General features: G+C 49.9%; 17 protein-coding genes and 1 pseudogene. 9 read left to right on the top strand and 9 right to left on the bottom strand.

All coding sequences use genetic code 11. From position 1 onward, the window contains the following. The 3 genes from A3842_RS15045 to A3842_RS15035 all read left to right on the top strand — a co-directional run bounded on the left by A3842_RS15045 (position 1) and on the right by A3842_RS15035 (position 4,700). Positions 1-756: a tRNA threonylcarbamoyladenosine dehydratase gene (locus A3842_RS15045; RefSeq protein ID WP_074101942.1), complete on the top strand. Its 756-nt coding sequence runs from the start codon at positions 1-3 to the stop codon at positions 754-756. Between the two features lie 259 nt (positions 757-1,015). After that, the gene (locus A3842_RS15040) at positions 1,016-2,317 is read left to right on the top strand and encodes an NCS2 family permease (RefSeq protein WP_074101941.1); all 1,302 of its coding nucleotides are present in this window, start codon (positions 1,016-1,018) and stop codon (positions 2,315-2,317) included. A 184-nt stretch (positions 2,318-2,501) separates the two neighbouring features. Beyond that, positions 2,502-4,700, top strand: a complete 2,199-nt coding sequence (locus tag A3842_RS15035; RefSeq protein WP_074101940.1) for a HelD family protein — start codon at positions 2,502-2,504, stop codon at positions 4,698-4,700. 155 nt (positions 4,701-4,855) lie between these two features. On the opposite strand, the gene A3842_RS15030 is transcribed toward A3842_RS15035, so the two are convergent. The 3 genes from A3842_RS15030 to A3842_RS15020 form a co-directional block, all read right to left on the bottom strand. Beyond that, a complete protein-coding gene (locus tag A3842_RS15030; RefSeq protein WP_074101939.1) occupies positions 4,856-5,428 on the bottom strand; it encodes a nitroreductase family protein in 573 nt (190 codons plus the stop codon). Positions 5,429-5,439: 11 nt separating this feature from the next. Further along, complete coding sequence (locus A3842_RS15025; protein ID WP_178382359.1) at positions 5,440-6,387, bottom strand: ABC transporter substrate-binding protein; 948 nt, start codon at positions 6,385-6,387, stop codon at positions 5,440-5,442. Positions 6,388-6,548: 161 nt separating this feature from the next. Next, positions 6,549-8,129 carry a helix-turn-helix domain-containing protein gene (locus A3842_RS15020; RefSeq protein WP_074101938.1) on the bottom strand — a complete coding sequence of 527 codons (1,581 nt, stop codon included), beginning with the start codon at positions 8,127-8,129 and terminating at the stop codon, positions 6,549-6,551. A gap of 435 nt (positions 8,130-8,564) precedes the next feature. Between A3842_RS15020 and A3842_RS15015 the strand changes: the two genes are divergently transcribed. The 4 genes from A3842_RS15015 (at position 8,565) to A3842_RS15000 (ending at position 16,516) form a co-directional block, all read left to right on the top strand. Beyond that, the gene (locus A3842_RS15015; RefSeq protein ID WP_074101937.1) at positions 8,565-8,846 is read left to right on the top strand and encodes a CD3324 family protein; all 282 of its coding nucleotides are present in this window, start codon (positions 8,565-8,567) and stop codon (positions 8,844-8,846) included. 240 nt (positions 8,847-9,086) lie between these two features. After that, the gene (locus A3842_RS15010; protein ID WP_074101936.1) at positions 9,087-10,391 is read left to right on the top strand and encodes a replication-associated recombination protein A; all 1,305 of its coding nucleotides are present in this window, start codon (positions 9,087-9,089) and stop codon (positions 10,389-10,391) included. A 428-nt stretch (positions 10,392-10,819) separates the two neighbouring features. Beyond that, complete coding sequence (locus A3842_RS15005) at positions 10,820-13,507, top strand: glycoside hydrolase family 9 protein (RefSeq protein WP_256701705.1); 2,688 nt, start codon at positions 10,820-10,822, stop codon at positions 13,505-13,507. A gap of 27 nt (positions 13,508-13,534) precedes the next feature. Further along, on the top strand, positions 13,535-16,516 hold the full coding sequence (locus A3842_RS15000; RefSeq protein ID WP_074101935.1) for a glycoside hydrolase family 48 protein: 2,982 nt from the start codon (positions 13,535-13,537) through the stop codon (positions 16,514-16,516). Positions 16,517-16,650: 134 nt separating this feature from the next. Here A3842_RS15000 and mnmA read toward each other — a convergent pair whose 3' ends face one another. Continuing rightward, the gene (gene mnmA, locus A3842_RS14995) at positions 16,651-17,772 is read right to left on the bottom strand and encodes a tRNA 2-thiouridine(34) synthase MnmA (protein WP_074086279.1); all 1,122 of its coding nucleotides are present in this window, start codon (positions 17,770-17,772) and stop codon (positions 16,651-16,653) included. Positions 17,773-18,085: 313 nt separating this feature from the next. Between mnmA and cymR the strand changes: the two genes are divergently transcribed. Further along, the gene (cymR, locus tag A3842_RS14990) at positions 18,086-18,505 is read left to right on the top strand and encodes a cysteine metabolism transcriptional regulator CymR (RefSeq protein WP_074086280.1); all 420 of its coding nucleotides are present in this window, start codon (positions 18,086-18,088) and stop codon (positions 18,503-18,505) included. Between the two features lie 278 nt (positions 18,506-18,783). Here the strand turns inward: cymR and A3842_RS14985 are convergent, their stop codons facing one another. Continuing rightward, the gene (locus A3842_RS14985; protein WP_143186288.1) at positions 18,784-19,215 is read right to left on the bottom strand and encodes a hypothetical protein; all 432 of its coding nucleotides are present in this window, start codon (positions 19,213-19,215) and stop codon (positions 18,784-18,786) included. Between the two features lie 4 nt (positions 19,216-19,219). Further along, positions 19,220-19,519 carry a hypothetical protein gene (locus A3842_RS32045; protein WP_143186287.1) on the bottom strand — a complete coding sequence of 100 codons (300 nt, stop codon included), beginning with the start codon at positions 19,517-19,519 and terminating at the stop codon, positions 19,220-19,222. 325 nt (positions 19,520-19,844) lie between these two features. Between A3842_RS32045 and A3842_RS14975 the strand changes: the two genes are divergently transcribed. Continuing rightward, a complete protein-coding gene (locus tag A3842_RS14975; RefSeq protein WP_074101932.1) occupies positions 19,845-20,402 on the top strand; it encodes a class I SAM-dependent methyltransferase in 558 nt (185 codons plus the stop codon). A 41-nt stretch (positions 20,403-20,443) separates the two neighbouring features. Here A3842_RS14975 and A3842_RS14970 read toward each other — a convergent pair. From A3842_RS14970 to A3842_RS14960, 3 genes and pseudogenes are all read right to left on the bottom strand, one after another. After that, positions 20,444-21,419 (bottom strand): annotated as a pseudogene (locus A3842_RS14970) (IS1595 family transposase). Positions 21,420-21,668: 249 nt separating this feature from the next. Continuing rightward, positions 21,669-22,337: an SOS response-associated peptidase gene (locus A3842_RS14965; RefSeq protein WP_074101931.1), complete on the bottom strand. Its 669-nt coding sequence runs from the start codon at positions 22,335-22,337 to the stop codon at positions 21,669-21,671. Between the two features lie 120 nt (positions 22,338-22,457). Then, positions 22,458-22,775, bottom strand: a complete 318-nt coding sequence (locus A3842_RS14960) for an SOS response-associated peptidase (protein WP_256701704.1) — start codon at positions 22,773-22,775, stop codon at positions 22,458-22,460. Positions 22,776-22,875 lie beyond the last annotated feature (100 nt).

The raw sequence follows: 22,875 nt of genomic DNA, 5'->3' as shown, positions 1-22,875 counted from the left end.
ATGCTGCATCAGTTCTCACGTACGGAGCTGGCTATTGGACCAGAAGGTCTGGAGATCATGAAAAATAGCACAGTGGCTGTGCTCGGGATCGGCGGTGTGGGTGCTATGGCTGTTGAAGCTCTAGCCCGCACCGGAATCGGCCGGATTATCCTGATAGACAAGGATACGGTAGATATCACGAATATCAACCGCCAGATCCATGCACTGACCACAACCGTTGGCCAGAACAAAACGGATCTGATGGTGGAGCGCATCAAGCTGATCAATCCGGAATGCGAAGCGATTGCGCTGAACATGTTCTATACGGAGGAAACGTATGAGGAGCTGTTTAAGTATAATCCTGATTTTGTAATCGATGCTTCGGATACCATTATCTATAAGATTCATATCATCAAGGAATGTCTGGCCCGTGGAATTCCGATGATTTCAAGCATGGGCGCAGCCAACAAAATGGATCCAACCCGTTTTCAGGTGGCTGACATTTCAAAGACCAGCATGGACCCGATTGCCCGTGTCGTACGCCAGAAGCTGCGCAAGGAAGGTATCAAGAAAGGCGTTAAGGTTGTGTTCTCAACGGAAGAACCGGTGAAGCCGCGTGAGGATGTTACAGAACAGATTGTTCCCGCCAATGCGCCGGACCGGCGCAAAGCCAAACAACCTCCGGCCAGCAACTCGTTTGTGCCCCCGGTCGTTGGTCTCATTATGGTTAGTGTCACCGTACGCGACTTGCTGGAGGCAGGCGGCATCACTGTATAAGAAACGCTGATTGTGAAGGATGACCGCAAGGTACTAGGGAATGAATGATTTGTAGAACAAAGGGCGTACAGCCGCCATCCGGCTGTTTACGCCCTTTTATTGAAATATAAGAATTTATATGTTTCATGCTATAAATTATCCTTATATTTCTCGCTGTAACGGATACCGTCCTTAAAAGGACGGCGAAGCCGTTTCCACTTGCGGTTTATTAATGCAACAGAGGCTTACCCGTGATTCAATGATTAGTGGAGGTTTTTTTATGAAATCGAAGGTTTGGCGAAATAGTGTAGGCCTGGAGCCAGGCGACAACTGGAAAAGGGAACTCTCGGCAGGTATTCTGTCCTATTTTGCTTCTGTATATATTGTGATGGTCAACGCGGCAATTCTGCATGATGCGGGGATGCCGCTGCGGGCAGGGATGGTGGCAACACTGCTGACGGCAGTTGCAGGCTGTCTCCTGATGGCTTTTGGCGGCAAAACGCCGATTATTGTAGTGCCGGGTATGGGCATCAATGCTTTTTTCACCTATACGCTGGTGCATTCCATGAAGCTGGACTGGCGTGAAGCGCTCGCAGTAGTAGTCGTAACAGGAGTGCTGTTCGCCATTGTGGCATTTACCTCGCTGTACCGGATTTTGAGCGATGCGATTCCCCATAATTTGCAGCATGCGATTACGGTCGGGATCGGGCTGTTTCTGACGTTTATTGGTCTGCAAAAAAGCGGCATCGTCATTGCCCACCGCACGACCTTTGTCGCCATTGGCCATTTCAGTGATCCGGCTGTCATCACCTCCTGTGTGACTCTCATTCTTGCCCTGGTGCTGTTCATCCGTGGTACAAGGGGCGGACTGCTGATCAGTATGCTGACAGGTACGGGGCTGGCTTACCTGCTGGGGGCGGCACATGCACCGGAAAAGGCAGATTCAGGGCATATTTTCGCTGGATATGGTGATGTGTTTGCCGGAATGGACTGGAGCCGGGGGATCAGCCTGGTTTTCTGGATCGCTGTATTCCTGCTGCTGCTGATTGTTGTGTTTGAAAATATCGGCCTCATCTCGTCCCAGACGCTGATGGCAGGCCGTCCGGAGCGCTTCAAAAGCAGCCTCCGTGCGCTATCCATCGCTAATATCGCTGCCGGACTGTTCGGCAGCAGCCCTGTGGTTGCGGCTGCTGAATCTACGGCAGGGATTGCTGCAGGCGGCCGCTCCGGCCTGACCTCGCTGGTCACAGGCCTCCTGTTCAGTGCCACGTTCCTCTTCATTCCGCTGCTGGCCTACGTGCCGGACAGCGCCATTGCGCCGATTCTGATTGTCATCGGGGGTCTGATGGTGCAGAGCGTACGCGAGATGGATCTCAGCGACTTGACCGAGCTGTTCCCCGCATTCCTGATTATGGTGATGATTCCATTCACCTATAGTATCGTGGACGGCATGGCCTTTGGCTTCATCACCTATCCGATTGTGAAGCTGGCTATGGGCAAAGGCAAAGAGGTTCCGCCCGCGCTGTATGGCATCGCCGGTTTGTTTGTGGCTAACTTTGTGCTGCATGCTTTGATGGGATAGGTCTATTCCAAGCAGAAACGGACCCCGCTTCTGCTTGGTTCAAAAGGGATGGTATTCCAGAATCTGTTGTGATATGATGAATATCCTTTTTGTGTGAGTGAAGCCAGTCTTGCACGGGGCAAATCAGGGTGTGCGCTTGCCGGGAGCAGGCGTATGCCCATAGACTTTTAGGAGGTAACTGAAATTGGAGGACAACTTTCAAAGTGCCTATCAAGAGGAAGAAGACAGGCTGAACAGCGCGCTTACGGAGATTGACACCGTTCTTGAGAGACTGCGGGGCATTCCGGTATACACTGGGCATGAGTATACGGAGCAGGTGCTGGAGGACTCAAGAGAGCAGCGGCGCAAAGATCTTGCCAAGCTGCGGCAGGAGCCTTATTTCGGACGGCTTGATTTTCAGGGCAAGGATGAGGATGAACGCAAGGCGCTCTATATCGGTAAAATCGGTGTAGACCGGGAACAGGTAAGCGACCGTCCGCTGGTGATCGACTGGCGTGCTCCGGTAGCGAGCCTGTTCTATTCGTTTACCGGCGGGACGGAACCAGCCTCCTACGAAGCTCCGGAGGGGCTGATCGAAGGGCTGGTGTACCTGAAGCGGAACGTAGTGATCCGCAAGCAGATTCTGGAGCGGGTAGCAGATACCTATAATCGCGACAGCGACGCTCCGGCCGTATCGGATGAATTTCTAGTCTACCGGCTGGGTGAGAACAAGGACAACCGGCTCCGTGACATCGTCTCAACGATTCAGGAGGAGCAGGACAGGATTATCCGGGCGGCAAAGAACACCGCGCTCATTATCCAAGGCGTGGCGGGCAGTGGGAAAACCACGGTCGCTCTGCACCGGCTGGCGTTCCTGCTGTATCAATACAAGGATCAGGTATTAGCGGAGAAAATGATTATTTTTGCGCCAAACCGGATGTTCCTGGATTATATTTCGGATGTGCTGCCGGAGCTTGGCGTCGGCAATATCGCCCAGAGCACCTTCCCGGACTGGGCAGCAGATGTGCTGGGGGTTGTGCTGCCCGAGCAGAATGCAGCAGATACTATGAATCTTTGGTTTGAACGCGAAGGCGGTATGCCGGAGATTACGGAAGAAACACCAGGCCGTTTCAAGGGATCGACTGCCTTGATGGGAATTATTGAGTCTGCTATTGGCCTCCTGGAGAACGGTGCGGTGCCGGAAGGCGACTTCAGTCCCTGGGAAGGCTCAGTGCTGCGCCGGTCCATGATTTTGCGCTGGCATAATGAGGAGTACGCTCCGTATCCGCCGGCCAAGCGCAAGGAACGGGTCATGGCGCGGATTCACCGCTGGATTGAAATGGAGCTGAAGAAGAGCCCCTCGGCTGCGGCACTTAAGGACCGGAAGAAGAAAAGTGCGGCGCGCGAAAAGGCCTACAGCACAAAATGGCCGAAATATGATCCGCTGATGATCTACAAGCAGATTTTCCGTGCCGTAAAGGTCCCTGAGGATTGGCCGGCAGAGGCGCCGGACAGAATTCCGCAAGGTGTGCTGAAGCTGACGGTCAAGGATCTCAAAAAAGGCATTTTGCATGAAGAGGATCTGCCGCCGCTGCTGTACATTCATTATTTGCTGAACGGAAATGAAGGCAGCAGCCGCTTTGACCATATTGTTATTGATGAAGCGCAGGATTTTTCACCTTTTCAGATTGCAGTACTGGATTTGTATGTAAAAGGTCATTCCTTTACCATTCTGGGCGATTTGTCGCAGGGGATTCATGCTTATAAAGGCGTGCATGCCTGGGAAGAAATGCAGACCCTGTTCGCCCCTGAGCACACGGCTTACCATGCGCTGACGCGCAGCTACCGTTCAACCATGGAGATTATCGAATTTGCCAACGGCATTCTGTCCGCCGGAGTCGGCAGCAGCCTGCTGGCCGTACCCGTCTTCCGCAGCGGAAATCCGGTTCGGCTGATTCCATACGCAGAAGAGAAGCCGGAGCATACAGCAGGCGGGGACAGCCGCATGGAGGCCGTTAGAACGGCGCTGGCATCGCTCTCGGGCCGGGAATACCGGACAGTGGCTGTATTGACCCGCAGCCTGCGGGAAGCCGCAGAGCTGTACACAGAGCTTGCTGGGTCGTTCGATGATATTCATCTGATCGACGGCAGCATGACCGAATACCGGGGCGGGCTGTCCGTGCTGCCGGTCTACCTGTCCAAGGGGCTGGAGTTCGATGCTGTAATCCTCGCTGATGCCGATTCGGACCATTACGGCGATGCGGCCTGGGATGCTAAGCTGATGTATGTAGGCTGTACCCGTGCACTCCACGAGCTGTGGATGCTGCATGGCGGCAGCCTTCCGACGTATCTTCGGAATGGGGATGGGACTGCACTAGGGTGGCCGGAGCCAGAAATTATATAATACTCGAGCCAAGACTGCGCAGGGTAGATACGCACCGGGCGGCCTTGGCTCGATTTTTCGCGTTTCTGCATTTCCATCCATTGCGATAGAATGCGAAATGGGTGCATAAAAAAGGATCAAATACAAGCTGGCCAGCTTGTATTTGATCCTTTTTTTCAATCTTTTATGACCGTAAGCAGGTCTGCTGCAGCTGTGCGCGGTTTGGGAGCGGGCTGGTTCTTGGGATCGAAATATCCCATATGCAGGGTGCCGACCACCTTTTCAGCCGTTGAGACGCCTAATGCTGCCCGAAAGGAGGAGGCTTCATTGAAGGCGGTTGTTTTCCATACCATTCCGATCCCCTGTTCCCAACCCAACAGCTGGATGTTTTGAATCAGGGCGGCTGTCGCTGCGAGAGCTTCCTCCCAGGCTTTTACGGGAAGATCGCTTTTCATCACCACGACAAGATGGGCCGGGGTTTGGCTGCAATACGCATCATAGATTTGTGTGCCATACTGTTGAGCGAATGCTGCGGAGCGTGCCGCCAGTACTGCATCAGCAAACTTTGCCCGGCCATTACCAACGAAAAGGATGAACCGCCATGGTTCTTTTGTGGAGTGAAATGGTGCCCAGACCGCGTTGTCCAGCAGGTCCATTAGGGTTTCTTGGGCAATAGGGACACCATTGAATTCCTGTATTGTTCTTCTCCCGCGTATCGTCTGTATAAGCTGGCTGTCTGAATGGTTCATGGCAGCGTCCCTTAAGATTCCGGTGAGTAAGCACCCGAAATTTCGTCGATGACATTACTCAGACCGATTGGGCCATAGCCTGCAAACCATAGATTCGCATCCCCGATATACACATGCTTGTTCTTGACGGCCGTAAGGTTCGCCCAGATTGAAGTGCTCATAATATTATCGAGCGCTGCCTTATTACTCTCACCAGGCCGGAGAATGATGAACATACGGTCGGGATTCAGTTCAGGGAGAACTTCCTCGGAGATGGCTACATTCCAGGAGTCCTTAAAATCTATGCCTTCAACAGAAGCTGGAGTCAATCCAAGCGGGCCGAATAACGTGAAGTTGTCACCGGGTTGTATCAGTTGCAGCTGCTTGTCCTGCACCCGCAGATAAGCGACGGTCTCATTGGGGGCAACAGCAGCCAGCTCATCTTTTACCTTGGCTACCTTGGCTTCATAATCGGTATGGATCTGGTCAGCCTCAGCTTCTTTCCCGAAGATCTCTGCGGTCTGCCGGAATCTTGTCCAATCCTCATCATTCTCGTTGTCAAAAAGAATTGTTGGCGCGATCTTGGACAGCTGCTCATAATTAGCTTCATTCAGTGTCTTTGAGGCAAGAATAAGATCCGGCTCCGCTTCAAGCAGGGCCTCCAGATTTGGAGCTTCACCCGAACCGATGGCGATAGTATCCTTCATCCGGTCTGCCAAGTATTCGGGGAATCCCAGGTCATTGTATGTAACCATGGCATGCGGTTCAATTCCGAGTGCTAGTAAGTGGTCTGCAAAAACATAGAGCATGCCCGCGACTTTCTTCGGATGTGCCGGAATTTCTATATCCCCTTTGATTGTGGAAATGATCCGGGTTTCTGAATGCTCTGCCGTATTGGCAGGTGATGGGGAAGGGGCTGCTGCCTCTGCCGCATTTCCGTTATTCCTGCTGTTGCTGCATCCGACGATGAGCCCCAGCATTAAAACTGCAATCAGGCCGATGGCCCCCCGATTAAATTTGTGATTAAACCTACGAATGCTTGGAAGCACAAGCCCACACCTTTCATAAATGAGTTTGATAATCATTATCAATGCTTATTATAAGGAGTGGTCTGCAAGGGGGCCATGGACAAATATGCTCATCATCTGGACATTTGGCTCATGAGCAATTCACTTGAACGGCGCAGGAATAAATCGTGGGCCAAGGAGGTGTAGCACGAATAGCGGCTGGAATCCCCGATTTCATAGATATGTCCTTTTTGAACAGCTTTTAGGTCCTTCCATGCCACTTGTGAGGCAAGCGAGCGATGGATCGCGGTACGCTGTAGAGCGTCGCAGGATGTGAATAGTATCAGATGGTCAATGCTGCATTCCACGAGCTGTTCTGCAGTAAGGATGACAGAATGATCCACATTCATTAATTGACGGGGTCTGGAGAGCTGAAGATCGTTATAGAGCACTGTACCCAAATTACGACTGCCGAACAAGCGGAAGCTGCCTTTCTCATATTGCGCTACTGCAACCTTCCTGTCTCCTATCTTTTCCCTAACGTTTGCCCTCAGTCTCTCAGCGAGTACTTCATACCCCGCCAGCCACTGCTGCGCGATCTCCAGACGGTTCACCGCTCTCGCAATCATTTGGAAATGCTCACGCCAATCGCCTTCAAAAGGCACAGTGCAGGTTGGTGCAATGTGAGGGAACAAAGAAGCTTTGTCCGGTTCCGCGTAATCCGATTGCTCGAAGCTGATAATCAACTCTGGGCGGGCTTGGACCAGACTGTCAATGTCAGGCTGATCATGCCCTAGACTGATTACATTCTTCAAGCCGGAGGCAGGGCCGTATGAAGGGTTGACCAGCGCTGCATAAGGCGTTAAGCCCAGTGCCAGCAAGTGGGAAGTGTAAGGATGGGCTATGGAAGCAATTTGTGTGGACATGCGTTGTTTTTTGACATAAACGGTTGGCGGGATACCGGTTGCTGCTTTGAATTTACGGCTGAAATAGAACTCATCCTGATAGCCCACCCGGTTCGCAGCTTCACGGAGTGTGATTTCAGAACGGAGCAGCAAATCACCTGCATTCTGAATGCGGACAGTGTTCAGGTACTCCATTGGACTTTGTCCTACCTGTTTCTTGAACAGCCGGGAGTAATGGGCCACGCTCATTCCTGTCATTCGGGCAAGCTTTTCCCGGGTTAAGGAATGTCCGAAATGAGTATCGATATAGGTCTTGGACTGGCTGATCGCCCCGGCTGAAGCATGGTCTTTCACTATCTCGTTCTTTACTGGCCGCCATAGATGAAGCAGCAGCTCCTGAAACCGGATAGTCGATTCCATCCGCTCCCATTCACCTTCTTGCCAGCCCGAGCAGATCGTGCAGGCCCTCTGTACTGCTTCAGGCCATGGTATGGGCGGATAAATACCGGCCTCCAGCTCACCCCGCTGAAGCGTATACTGATCATTCTCTGAATACACATCAAAGGTGAAGGAGCAGTATTCCAAGGATTGCTGCTCCTTCACATGCAGGTGCCATAATGTTCCAGGGAGCAGCAGCAGCACATCGCAAGGACGCAGCGCAGACAAATAGCCCTTTGCTTCAACTTCGCCGCTGCCTTTGATCACTATGAGGAGTGTATGCTGATCTGACTTGTGAAGCCCAGTCTCAGATGGATTGGCATTAACGCGCTTGGCGCCAATGAGTTTGTATAGCCCGTCAGTTGCTCTCATCTCAGCTTGAATACTCCTTTCATGTGCGGTCTGCTCTTATTATACCTTCATCCATGAACGGGAAACATCTTACTTCTTCTGGTGGAGAACGATTATAACTATTCTTGAACTTGTAACCGGGGCTTCCCTATGGCTTAATAATAAGTGTCCGGCCGGGCAAGATTACTTCTGGAAGGAGGCTGATTGGAATGTTTTCAGAATACGAGGTGGTTTCCGTCTAGTACGGAAGCCTGTATACGAGGAGGCCGCGAGGCCTCCTTATCATTTATGAAGAGTACATTACATTGAATGTAGACGCTAACCACAGGGTTTTATATAATGAAATTACGGTTTTACCAAATTTGAGGAGAAGAAAGGAGGCAGGTGGCATGAAGCTGATGAACAGCGCAGTGATCGGACACAAGGGAACACACCTGTTGAAGGAGGAAACGGTACGTGAGTTATGTAAATGGAAAGGATGTGCTCCCCCCGGGTCTGCTCGAAGAGCTACAGGGATACATCCAGGGTGAACTGCTCTACATCCCGAAGAAAACGGAAGAGCGGGTAAGATGGGGCGAGAACAGCGGCTCCAGGCAAGAGATTGCCAGCCGCAACGAGGAAATTTTCTGCAGTCACAGCAGCGGCTGCTCGGTGAACGAGCTGCAGCAGAGGTACCACTTATCTGAAGAAAGCATTCGCAAGATTATTTCAAAAACACGGCTGGCGATGAACCGCTAGCCTGAACTTTGAACAAAGAGCATGGCACCCGCCAGGAGAGCGAGGTCATGCTCTTTTATTTAAATATAAGCATTTATATGTTTCACGCTATAAATGATCCTTCTATTTCTCGCTGAAACGGATATCGTCCTTTTATAGGACGACGAAGCCGTTTCCACTTCGCTTGCTGCTGCCGTGTGGTATGATAGAGAGCGGAAATGCTTTACAACGCCTACAAGATCATAGCAAGGAAGTGGAATCATGGATTTATTTTCTTTCGGTGAGGAACCCGCGGGCGGACGTCTGCTTGCAGACCGGATGCGCCCGGAGAATCTCGATGAATATATCGGCCAGGAGCATATTGTGGGACCAGGCAAGCTGCTTCGCCGTGCGATTGAAGCCGACCAGGTGTCTTCCATTCTGCTCTATGGCCCGCCCGGCTGCGGCAAGACGACCTTGGCCCATATTATATCCCATCATACGCAGGGGGAATTTGTACGTCTTAATGCGGTGGAGGCATCGGTTAAGGATGTGCGTGAGGTCATTGAGCGTGCCCAGAGCAATAAATCTTTGTACGGCTCGAAGACGATATTGTTCCTGGACGAGGTGCACCGTTTTAACAGTTCCCGCCAGGATGCGCTGCTGCCTGCTGTAGAGAAGGGCACGATAATTTTTATCGGAGCGACTACCGAGAACCCGTTCCATTATGTAAACGGAGCCCTTTTGAGCCGCTCCACGCTGTTTCAGCTGGAATCACTGACAAGTGAGCATAGCTTGGTTGCGATGCACAGAGCGCTGGCTGATGAGAAGCGGGGGCTGGGATTCATGCAGCTGCAGGCGGATGAAGAAGCGCTGCAGCATATTGCCGGCATGGCCAACGGCGACATCCGGCGCGCACTGAATGCGCTGGAGCTGGCTGCCATGACAACAGCACCGGAGGCTGACGGTAGCGTTCATATTACCCTTGCGGTAGCGGAGGAATCCATCCGCCGTCCGATTGTCAAAGCCGATGAATCGACGCAGTACGACATCCTGTCGGCTTTTCATAAGAGCATCCGCGGGTCCAGCGATGCTGCTCTGTTCTGGTTCCTCTATGCCGTGGAGAAGCTTGGCATGGACCCGATGACGTTCATCCGGCGCCTGATTGCGGCCAGCAGCGAGGATATCGGCTTGGCCAATCCGCAGGCGATGGTACAGGCGGTCAGTGCTCTCGAGGCCTACCGCAATAATGGCTGGCCGGAGGCCAGGCTGAACATCGCACAGGCCATTCTGTTCGCCGTGGAGAGTCCGAAGTCGAATGCCGTCGTGATGGCGATTTCGAACGCGCTGGATAGTATTGAGGAACTGAAATCCGCCGAGGTACCGCTCCATCTAAGGGATACGCATTATAAGGGCTCATCGGTGCTTGGCCACGAAGGATACCAGTATCCGCATGATCATCCCGGCCATTATGTGAAGCAGGAATATTTGCCGAAGGCGATTGCCCGAAGGGTCTTTTATCAGGCTACCGAACAGGGTAATGAGGCGAAGATCCGCCATAACCAAGGGTTGCGGCGCGGACAGTAGCGTACATCAAGAAGTGGAAAAATTTGTACAGAACCGTTCTTTTACGAAATGGGGCAGCATGGCCTCTCGTAAGAGAATGGTTTTTTTTGTGGAGATTGGATAGAAGTCGAATATCCACGCGAAAATATGATCGAAATGGAAATATTTTTACAAAAAATACTGTTTTCGAGAGATTTTTTACTGTAAATATATAGAATTAAATCCCTGTATATGGTATATGTGTATATGGGATGAGTATATCCTGACATGATTGTGGGAGGTGGGAGATGAATCTGGCGAATGAACACGATTACAGTCTGGACACTGGGGAGGTATTGGTCCGTGATGAAAGGGATCGAGCAGGCATGTAAGATGAGGAAGAAGAAGGGAGCTGGGCTTGGATGAACCTGAAGAAACGGAAGCAAGGCCTAATCTTATCTTTATGTGTAATGTTGTCATGCACGTTGGTCTCAGGAGCAGCATTTCACCCGTCAGTCAGCAAAGCGGAGGGAAGTGGATTCAATTATGCAGAGGCACTGCAGAAATCTATCTATTTCTATGAAGCTCAGCGATCCGGGGACCTGCCGGGTAATAACCGTGTGGAATGGAGAGGTGACTCCGGGCTGCAGGACGGTGCGGATGTCGGTCACGATCTGACCGGAGGCTGGTATGATGCGGGAGACCATGTTAAATTCGGGTTTCCTATGGCGTACACAGCCACCATGCTGGCATGGTCAGTCTATGAGTACAAGGATGGTTATGTGCAATCAGGCCAGTTGGATGAGATTCTTGGCAACATCCGCTGGGCAACAGATTATTTTGTGAAAGCGCATACCGCTCCCAATGAGCTGTGGGGACAGGTCGGTAACGGTACGGCGGATCACAATTGGTGGGGGCCGGCGGAGGTCATGCCTATGGCGCGTCCGTCGTACAAGATTGATGCTGCTCATCCCGGCTCAGATCTGGCGGCAGAAACTGCTGCAGCCTTAGCATCGGCATCAATCATTTTCAGGGACTCGGATGCGGCATATGCGGACAAGCTGCTGCTGCATGCGAAGCAGCTGTACAATTTTGCCGATACGTACCGTGGGGTATACTCCGATAGTATCACTGACGCCAAGCAGTATTACAATTCCTGGAGCGGCTATGCCGACGAATTAAGCTGGGGCGGAGTTTGGCTCTATATGGCGACTGGCGAACAGACTTATCTGGACAAAGCCGTAGCCGCCAGCAACTCGTGGGGCACCAATCAATCTGGTCAGTGGGGCTATCAGTGGACCCAGTCCTGGGATGACAAGCATTATGGTGCACAGCTGCTGCTCGCGCGTATCACAGGCGATCCCCGGTTCATTCAATCTACTGAACGGAATATGCAGTATTGGACAACCGGGGTGAACGGGACAACCGACCGTGTAGCCTATACACCGGGGGGGCTTGCGCATCTGGACCAGTGGGGGGCACTGCGATATGCGGCAAATCAGGCGTTTCTGGCCTTTGTCTATGCAGACTGGGTAACCGATCCGGTAAAGCGGAATACAACCCGGACGTTTGCCGAGCGGCAGATGACCTATATGCTGGGAGATAATCCCCGCAGCAGCAGCTATGTCATCGGCTTCGGCAGTAATGCACCGCAGCATCCGCATCACCGGACTTCACATGGCTCCTGGAGCGACAGCCAGACAACCCCTGTCAACCACCGCCATGTTCTGTATGGTGCACTGGTGGGTGGACCCTCCAAGACCGACAGCTATACGGATTCGATCGGCGATTATGTCTCGAATGAAGTTGCGACGGATTACAATTCAGCTTTTACAGGCGCTTTGGCCAAAATGATGCTCTTGCACGGGCAGGGGCAGCAGCCGCTTAGCAACTTCCCTCCGGCGGAAACGCGGGAGGATGAAATGTTCGCCGAGACTTCGGTGAATGCGAGCGGCAGCAATTTTGTGGAAATCCGGGCGCTGATCAATAACCGTTCCGGCTGGCCGGCACGTTCCAGCAGCTCGATGTCATTTAATTACTATGTGGACCTAAGTGAAGCTCAGGCCGCAGGGTATGGACCGGAGGATATCACGGTCAAAGCAGGAGGCTACAACCAGGGCGGGACCGTTTCGCCGCTGCTGCCCTTTGACGAAGCGAATCATATTTATTACACGAAAATTGACTTCACCGGCACACCGGTTTATCCTGGTGGGCAATCGGCCTACCACAAGGAGATCCAGTTCCGGATTAGTGCTCCACTGAACACGTCTTTCTGGGATAACACAAATGATTTCTCCTTCCAGGGCGTGGCTTCAAGTGCCTCCGCTCCTGTGAAGAATCCGTATATTCCGGTGTTCGACGCAGGTGTTAAGGTCTACGGAGAGCTGCCGTCCGGCGGAAATCCCAGTGAACCCAAGGTTCCGGGCCGTCCAACTGGACTGCAGGCAGCCGCAGGAAATGCCAGTGTTTCGTTGACCTGGAATGCGGTTAGCGGCGCAGCACAGTACAACATCAAACGTGGACTGGTCAGCGGCGGACCATATACGGTTATTGGAACAGTAACAGGAACAGCCTACAGTGACAGCGGGCTGGTGAACGGAGTGGATTATTATTATGTTGTAACCGCTTCAAATACAGTAGGGGAGAGCACAGCTTCCTCACAGGCCTCTGCCCGGCCGCGTGAGACTCCGATACCTGCCAAGGGAGATCTGCGGGTGCAATACCGCACGAATGATACGAGTCCCGGGGATTCGCAGATCCGCAGCCAGTTCCGGATCGTGAATACAGGAACCCAGGCGGTAGCACTTAGCGGACTGAAGCTCCGCTACTATTACACGGTTGACGGAGACAAGCCGCAGGAATTTCACTGTGACTACGCTGTCGTGGGCAGCGGGAATCTAAGCGGCAGCTTTGCGAAGCTGGCTGCTCCTGGCGCGACGGCAGATTCTTATGTGGAGATTTCTTTTGCTGCAGGTGCCGGGAATCTTGCTCCAGGCGCGGATACCGGTGAAATCCAGGTGCGCTTCAACAAAGCAGATTGGACAGCCTACAATGAAAACAACGATTATTCCTATGGCGGAACCCAGCAGACCTTCGCAGATTGGGATAAAGTCACGCTTCACCATGAAGGGAAATTGGTTTGGGGATTGGAACCATAAATTGATCCAGAGAGGGAGCATGCCAAAATGATAAAGCTAAGTTCAATCAAGAAACCTATTTCCTTGGCCATGGCTGCAGTCCTGATTCTCACCCTTATGACCGGTACCTTTAATTTCAGACCCGCAACAGCAAAAGCTGCTTCGGTGGAACAGACGCGGTTCCTGCAACTTTACGCCCAACTGAAAAACCCGGCAAGCGGCTATTTCTCGGCTGAAGGCGTCCCGTATCATTCGGTAGAGACCTTGCTCAGCGAAGCGCCCAATTATGGGCATATGACTACCTCGGAGGCCTACAGCTACTGGATGTGGCTTGAGGTGTTGTATGGCTATCATACCGGGGACTGGAGCAAGCTGGAGGCTGCCTGGGACAACATGGAGAAATACATCATACCTGTTAATGAAGGCGATGGTGTGCAGGAACAGCCGACAATGAGCAACTACAACCCGAACAGTCCGGCGACTTACGCCTCCGAGTTCGGTCAGCCGGATCAATATCCGAGCCCCCTGAACGGCAAGTACACTGCGGGTAAAGATCCGCTGGATACCGAACTAAAGTCTACCTATGGCAACAATCAGACCTATCTGATGCACTGGCTTGTAGACGTGGACAACTGGTACGGGTTCGGCAATTTACTGAATCCTTCGCATACAGCCGCTTATGTGAATACTTTTCAGCGGGGCGAGCAGGAATCCGTGTGGGAGGCGGTCCCGCATCCATCTCAGGATGACAAATCATTCGGCAAAACCAATGAAGGCTTCATGAGCCTGTTCACCAAAGAAAGCAATGTCCCTTCGGCACAGTGGCGGTACACCGATGCGACGGACGCTGACGCACGAGCAGTACAGGCTATGTACTGGGCTAAAGAGCTTGGCTATAACAATCCGGTTTATTTGAACAAAGCCAAAAAAATGGGCGACTATCTGCGCTACGGCATGTACGACAAGTATTTTCAAAAGATCGGCAGTGCGGCAGACGGTACGCCGGAAGCCGGAACCGGCAAGGATGCCAGCCATTATCTGATGGCTTGGTATACCGCATGGGGCGGCGGCCTTGGCGCAAACGGGAACTGGGCGTGGAGAATTGGCGCCAGTCATACTCATCAGGGCTACCAGAACGTAGTTGCTGCGTATGCCCTTTCTGATCCGGCCGGGGGCCTCGTTCCGGCTTCAGCAACGGCGGGACAGGATTGGAGCAAATCGCTGACCCGCCAACTGGAATTCTACAATTGGCTGCAGTCATCCGAAGGGGCAATAGCGGGTGGAGCCACTAACAGCTATAAGGGCTCATACAGCGCTTATCCAGCGGGTACAAGCACATTTTATGGCATGGCCTATGATGAAGCGCCCGTCTACCATGATCCTCCGTCCAATAATTGGTTCGGAATGCAGGCATGGAGTGTAGAGCGGGTAGCTGAACTGTATTATATTCTGGCTTCCAGCGGAGATACCACTTCGGCTAATTTCCAAATGGCCAAACGCGTCGTAGAGAACTGGATCGACTGGTCTACTGACTATGCTTTTGTCGGCAGCCGTCCGGTGACAGATTCCGAGGGGTATTATCTGAACAAACAAGGACAACGGATTATGGGCGGTGCTAACCCGCAAGTGGCTACTGTATCCGCACCCGGTGAGTTCTGGATTCCGGGCAATGTGGAGTGGCAGGGACAGCCGAATACCTGGAACGGCTTCAGTAATTTCAGCGGCAACAGCAATTTGAAGGCCGTCACCAAGAATCCGGGCCAGGATACAGGCGTGCTGGGCAGCTATATCAAAGCACTCACGTTCTTTGCTGCTGGAAATAAAGCAGAGCATGGCAGCAATACTGCGCTTGGCGGAACGGCTTCACAGCTGGCCAAATCACTGCTGGATACAGCATGGAGCTATAATGACGGGGTTGGTATCACTACAGTAGAGAAGCGGGCGGATTATTCCCGCTACTTCACCAAAGAAGTGTATTTCCCTGCGGGCTGGACGGGTACTTTTGGACAGGGAAACACCATACCGGGCAGTTCTACCGTAGCCTCTGATCCGGCTAAAGGCGGAAATGGAGTATATGCAAGCTATACGGATGTACTTCCGGACATCAAAAATGATCCGAAGTGGAGTTATCTGCAATCGAAATATAACAGCTCCTACAATCCAGTAACCAAGACATGGGAGAATGGAGCCCCTGAATTCACCTATCACCGGTTCTGGTCACAGGTGGATATGGCCACCGCCTATGCCGAATATGACCGTCTGATCAACAATGGCAATGTGGAACCCACTATACCCAAAGCCCCATCCAAACCAGCGGCAGCAGCCGGCGACAAAAAGGTTGCGCTTAGCTGGAACAAGGTGACAGGTGCAGATAGCTATACGGTTAAGCGGTCAACCACGAGCGGCGGACCTTACACTACACTTAGTGTTGTCACTCAGGCCACCTATAGCGATATTAATGTGCATAATGATACAACCTATTATTATGTAGTGAGCGCCACTAACGAAGTGGGGACCAGCCCGGATTCTCCGGAAGTCTCTGCCAAACCTACAGCTGTGCCTGTACCGACAGTGGGAGATTTGGTGGTACAGTACCGCACAACGGATACGAATGCCGGCGACTCACAGTTCCGTCCACAACTGCGGATCATCAATAACGGAACTACAGCGGTTGATCTCAGCAAACTCAAGCTTCGTTATTATTACACCATTGACGGGGAAAAGGCCCAGCAGTTCAATGTGGATTATGCTACGGTAGGCAACGGCAATGTGCAGGGCAGCTTCGTGAAGCTTGTTCCTGCTGTAGCCGGAGCGGATTATTACGTTGAGATTTCATTCAGTTCGGCAGCCGGCAGCCTGGCACCTGGTGCGAACACCGGGGAGATTCAGCTGCGGATCAACAAAACGGACTGGAGCAATTACAATGAGACAGGAGATTATTCTTACGATCCAACCAAAACAGCCTATACCGACTGGAACCGGGTGCCGCTGTATTTGAATGGCGTATTGGTATGGGGGCTCCAGCCATAATTGAATTGGAATCCCGATAGAGATATGAAGAGTCAGTACATTTTTATGTAAAATCATGCAAAAGAACCTTCAACCCACAGTTCTGTGGTCTTGAAGGTTCTTTTGCATACGGCTATATCATCAATGCGGCAAAATTACACTTGCGGCTGCGGCACGACTTTCTCGGCAGTCTCGATAATCCCACCGCCCAGGCATTGCTCGCCAAGGTAGAACACGACAGCCTGTCCCGGTGTGATCGCCTTCTGCGGCACATCAAAAGCTACATGTACCGTACCGTCTTCACGCGCGGTCAGGGTTACACCCTGATCAGGCTGGCGGTAGCGGAACTTCGCGGTACACTTCACCGGGGCAGTTCCGAGTGTGCCTGCTTCGATCCAGTTCACACCGGAAGCTATCAGACTTGTCGAGTACAGACTGTGGTGCTTGTCTCCTTGAACCACATACAGAACGTTGCGTTCCAGATCCTTCTCGGCAACGAACCAGGGTTCTCCTGTACCGGAGCCTCCGATGCCAAGACCCTGGCGCTGGCCCAGCGTATAGTACATGAGTCCATCATGCCGGCCTTTGACTTCGCCGGTGGCGATATCCACCATGTCACCGGATTGAGCCGGCAGGTACTGGCTGAGGAATTCGCGGAAGTTGCGTTCGCCGATGAAGCAGACGCCGGTGCTGTCTTTTTTCTTCGCGGTGTAGAGACCGGCTTCCTCGGCAATCCGGCGCACCTCAGGCTTCGGCAGATGTCCGATCGGGAACATGGCCTTAGAGAGCTGATATTGATTCAGCGCATTCAGGAAATAGGTCTGGTCCTTGTTGTTGTCCACGCCGCGCAGCAGCTTGAAGACGCCGTCTTCTTCAATGACCCGTGCGTAGTGGCCTGTGGCAACATAATCCGCACCAAGCTGAAGCGCTTTGTTGAGGAATTCCCCAAACTTGATCTCGCGGTTGCACATGACATCCGGATTGGGTGTCCGCCCAGCCTTATATTCATCGAGGAAATAGGAAAAGACTTTATCAAAGTATTCCTTCTCGAAATTAACGGTATAGTAAGGAATATCAATCTGCTCGCATACGCGGCGGACATCCTCGGCGTCGGTCTCGGCTGTGCATACGCCGAACTCATCAGTATCGTCCCAATTCTTCATGAAGATGCCGATGACGTCATAGCCCTGCTGCTTGAGCAGAAGTGCCGTAACGGAGGAATCGACGCCTCCCGACATGCCGACAACGACACGTGTATCCTGATTTGCCTTTGTCATCGAAATCACCATTTTCTATGCAAAAAATACCGGTAGGTTGCAGAACCCGGTTCAATGTGTATTATAACATACCTGTCTACCCCAGACTGCATTAGCCAACTGCAAATTGTAGCAGATCTAACGGAATATTTGACAATTTGTCCACCACTGGCGAACATTCTTGCGAAAAATTACGGTTTCCGCTCCAAATGTGTCCAAGGATATGATAACATAAGCTGAGAGCAAACATCGGAATACGTTGATATGACATTTCTCATGTGATGCAACGATTAGATTAACTAACGCCAGCAACTAAACCGAAAGAGGTGCACCTTTGAAAATATCGACAAAAGGACGCTATGGATTAACCATTATGATGGAGCTTGCCCTGAAATTTGGCGAAGGTCCCACATCCCTTAAGAGCATTGCCGAGAAAAATGGACTATCCGAGCATTACCTGGAGCAGCTGATCGCACCGCTGCGCAACGCGGGACTGGTGAAGAGTATCCGCGGAGCCTACGGCGGATATATTTTATCCCGTGAATCCGGCACAATCACCGCTGGAGATATCATCCGCGTGCTGGAAGGACCTATTTCACCTGTGGATTTCACTGAAGAAGACGACCCGGCGAAGCGCGACCTCTGGCTGCGCATCCGCGACAGCATCGCTGATGTGCTGGATTCGACAACCTTGTCCGACCTGATCAACTTTAAAGAAGAAAGTCAAGCGGATAATTACATGTTTTACATTTAATATCAAGTAAAGAGGAGCGCTGAACCTTTGAAATTCAAGGGTTCAACGCTCCTTTTGTGTCTGAGAAAATGAGGTGTTGCTAGTATTTATCTGCGAGTCCTTTGCAACGGCTTCGAATCAGGACTGTAACTTTTAGGGGACAAGCTTGAACTCCAAAATGGAGGGATCGCTGCTCTTTTGGTATTTACTTCTTGATACAATAATTGATACATATGATAGTGGGCCACCCCAATGAGTCAATCTATGGCATATGGATCGGCCCCTTTAATGTCTTTATGCTAGTCTATAACAACGATCTGCCATTCACCACTTTTGTCTTTTTCGAAATAGAATGTATAGGTCATCTCCGCTCCATTGCTGTCAGTCCTCTGATTTTCGCCCTTAACAGGAACTAAGATGCGTCCATTTTCTTCAACCGCCTTCCCTAGTGCAGTGAATTTGACTGGATTGTCTAAGAGATAATCATGCTCGGAACCGATATCGGGACTAAGTGTCTTATGAAAAGCATCTACATCCTTTTGTACAATGGCATCAACAGATGCTTTGAGCTTGTCTTTCATGGCCTTATTAACAAGTGGATCATTTATTTCATCCCATTTGACGTTATTGCTACTTGATTGCGTAGAAAGCTCATTCGTCGCAGCTACCGAGTCTGATCCTGGTATGCCATAACTGGAAGAAGATCTTTGCTTTACGGTGATCATTTTCATGCCATCAATCTGCAAAATTTTCTTCTGGACTCACTAGATTTAAGATCGACCAGGATCCATCATCGTTTCGTCGAATTAAGTCTTGTTGCAAAAGAGTAGCGTTTTGCTTGTAACCAGGCTGTAGCAATCCGCCAAGCGTATCTAATTGGTCTACAATATTTGAAAGCGCAGCATAGACATCGCCATCGCCGTTATAAAACTGAGCAGCAAGGGTGGTTATTATCATGGAGATGGGCCAAGGAAACTCGTGGTTGATAAATCGAACATCACGATGCCGTTTAAGAATTTGGATAGCTCGTTGCAATGGGGTCTTAATGAGGGCATCAGGAACGTCTTCAATGCGTACATAAATATCCTGATTATTTTCGAAGATACTGCGTTGTTGGGCGGATTTTACTCGCTCGAACGCAGGTTTATTTTTTTCACTGAACCACTGAGCATATCCGTTAGGATTACTCGAACACCATATATACGTTTGATCTTCATTTCTGTGGGTAATCGCAATCGCTGTTTGTTTATCGCTGTTTCCGTAAAGTTTGTTGTTTTATGCAAAATGCGATTAATTTATTTGTTGAATAACATATAATGCAAGTTGTATTATTCAATCAAGATTGGATGGTGGTATTTATATGAAAGTGGTCATTGGAGCAGGGCAGACAAAGTATGATGGTTGGCTTAATACCCAAGAAGATGAATTGAATTTACTGTCTTTGGAAAGTTGGATCAAATTATCTGAACCAGAGAGTATTGATGCACTTTTGGCAGAACATGTGTGGGAACATCTAACTTACGAGGAAGGGATTACGGCGGCGAAGCATTGTTATCATTTTTTAAAACCTGGTGGGTACATTCGTTGTGCAGTTCCCGATAAAAATTTCCGTAACGATTGGTATCAACAGATGGTTCAAGTCGGAGGTCCTGGACCAACGAATCATCCTGCGGCATCTCATAAAATAGTTTATGATGCAAAAACTTTTGTATCAGTATTTGAAATGGCAGGGTTTGAAGTAACGTTGTTGGAATATTGCTATGAGAACGGAGATTTTCATTATACATACTGGAACGAAATGGACGGGAAGATAGGAAGATCATTTCGGTTTGATACAAGGAATTCCATTAATCAATTAGGAATGGTATCCATTATTATTGATGCAAAAAAGCCGTTGCTAATAAAAAGTAATACTTAAGATTGCACGTTAGTTATAAAGGTCACCACGCGGTGGTCCTTTTAAACTGCCCTTAAAAACTCCACTGTTGTTTTATTAGATTTTCGGCAGGCTGAAATAAGCATTTGCTCCACCTGCTTTTCAAAGGACAAGTGCTTGTCTATTTCTAATCACCTGAACCAGTATAGATAGTTATCTAAATACTTGGTAGCAACCCCCTGAAAGCGTCTCAACCAAGTTTTTAATCGGCTATGAAAGTTATTAACATTTTGAATATGATAGATGCCTTTCTTGACCCGCTGTTTCTTGCTGTCATTGATAGTTTCGTGTTGTAGCCCTTTTAACTTCGCAAATTTCTTATAGTTTGTAGCTGTGTCAGTACAAAGTAACGATTTTGAATCGATGTATTTACCAATTACAGAATCGATTTCTTCAGCTTTTACACGCCCCGTGCCAGCCTTCAAAGCAATCATATTGTGGTTTCGATCTTGGGCAACAACAACGGCAATCTTAAGGTCAGAAATGCCCCTTTTCTCATCCTTAGTAGCTCTTTTTTTTGCATTCCGATGTGTTACTTTTCTTCCCTTCATAGACTCACAGAAGAAAGTTTCATCACTCTCTACAATGCCTTGAAGTTGATTAAAGTCTAAAGAGCGTAAAGCATACAGAACCTTATGCCTCCAATAAAAGGCTGTTGAAATATGGATACCCAGCCTTTTAGCGATTTTAGGTAATGTATATCCTTCAACCATCATTTCCATAAATTTGACCCATTTCTCTGGATACCTTGATCCTGAAAATGGGGTGTTAGTCATATCATTAAATGTTTTATTGCAATCCTTGCAAAGATAGCGTTGGCGTGTCTTGTATTTTCCGTTTCTTTTTACCGCCATTGAAACGGCTTTCGCGAATACGATTTAACAACTTTGTTATCTTCTCTGGTTGATCGGGGAACAAATCCTTTTTAAGAGCATTAAACAGCTCCAATTGGTCTTGAACTGAGAGTTCATTTGCGTTTTCATACACCTTGGTCCACATTTGTTATACACCTCCCCCACTCTGAATTATATCAAGCTGTAATAGAGTGGTCATGAAAGCAACAATTTATGCGAAAACAGCCTTGTTTATAAACTGGATGGGCAGGAGGAGTGGTTGGAAGAATTCAAACAATAGGTGGAATGGTTTGCCTAAAAACGCTGAGATACCTGAAAAGGATGAGAGGGGATCCAGAACACATGATAATGATCTTAAAAAACAAATGCTTCCCCGATAGAGGGAAGCATTTGTTTATTCTTTAAGCTCTTTTATACAGTTCGGAGAATCATTCTTTACATTCCCAACTTCAGCTGAAACGGGGTACGCCATCATAACTTCGGCCGGATATGGTTGAAGGAGCGACATTAACGTTGTTGGATCCTGTAGAGTTCGATCCAGCCAGGTGGCTTCATCTTCAGGTTTTAAAATTACCGGCATTCGATTATGAATTTTTTTAACAAGCGAGTTTGGTTCTGATGTAATGATGGCAAAACTGCTTATTTTTTTTCCATCAGGCGCCGTCCAGGTATCATAGATGCCGGCAAAGCTAAAGATGGCTTCGGATTTCAACAGAAATCGCATGGGTTGTTTTCCAGTGGGTGTTGTTTCCCATTCAAAAAAGCTGTCCGCGGGAATCAAACACCTCTTCCTTAAAAAGGGAATCGTAAATGATGGTTTCTCAAGAAGAGTTTCCGCACGAGCATTTATTGTACCTTTAGTAGGTTCTTTCGCCCAAGAGGGAATAAGCCCCCACTTAAGCATCCCCATACGATTCGCTTGTCCATCGTTTATAACCGTTGTAACCATTTGGGAAGGACTGATATTATAGCGAGGTTCATGATACGATAGACCCACTGATTCTGGAATATAGCGTGAAATTAATTCTTCTAAGGTAACAGTTAAAGTATATCTCCCGCACATTTCGAGATCCTCCTCCCTTAATTCTCGACTTCTGACGTCATTTAATGCCTTAAGCATAAAATGTTAGACATTTTACTTAATATCAAGCTTCTTATGTACGGAGGACTTTATCATTGACATTTAATAAAAGAAGCCGTCTGCCGGAATGATGCAGCGGCGCGAGCTGATCAGGTTCCTGAAGGAGGGTTTGTCCTGAAGCGACTCCTGGCGCGCATTAATCATTTTGCTGCCTTGCTTGTCATCTTTTGACCAGGAGGGCACCAGCCCCCAGCGCAGCTGTCCGAGTCTGTTCTGCTTACCGTCATGAATGACTGCCGGGAGATTCTGCATGGGGGCTGCATTGTATTTCGGTGCATAATGGACAATGGTGGTTTCCTCGATAAAATAATGGAGCATCAATTCTTCCATGCTTACCATAATGGTATATCTTCCGCACATCTTGCAGTGGCCTCCCCGGATTAATGAAGTTATGGCAGCGGCTTGTTTACAGTGTTGAAGCCCTCATGCTATGCTCTTTGTATTTCTCAGCATCCATTAT

It is taken from the genome of Paenibacillus sp. P3E (assembly GCF_001909045.1).
GTDB lineage: Bacteria > Bacillota > Bacilli > Paenibacillales > Paenibacillaceae > Paenibacillus_AQ > Paenibacillus_AQ helianthi.
The sequence above is the reverse complement of the archived record's forward strand: the minus strand, read 5'-3'. Positions and strand labels throughout refer to the sequence as shown.